The organism is Streptomyces sp. URMC 127 (assembly GCF_051386535.1).
Lineage (GTDB): Bacteria > Actinomycetota > Actinomycetes > Streptomycetales > Streptomycetaceae > Streptomyces.
The window spans coordinates 1-221 of sequence record NZ_JBPQTW010000581.1 but is presented as its reverse complement, the minus strand read 5'-3'; the positions used below and the strand labels follow the sequence as shown (position 1 = coordinate 221).

Here is a 221-nt window from a genome sequence, read left to right as displayed (position 1 = left end):
GACCGTCCGTCCGGTGGGTTCCGCCGTGACGACCGTGAGGGCTTCCGTCGGGATGACCGCCGGGATGAGCGCGGTGGCGACCGTGGTGGCTTCCGCCGTGACGACCGTCGTGACGACAACCGCTCCGGTGGCTTCCGCCGCGATGACCGTCCGTCCGGTGGGTTCCGCCGTGACGACCGTGAGGGCTTCCGTCGGGATGACCGCCGGGATGAGCGCGGTGG

Annotated in this window: 1 pseudogene; it reads right to left on the bottom strand. The window is 71.9% G+C overall.

What is annotated here, in order from left to right:
• A pseudogene (locus ACSNOH_RS35455) lies at positions 1-221 on the bottom strand (hypothetical protein); the annotation flags it as partial.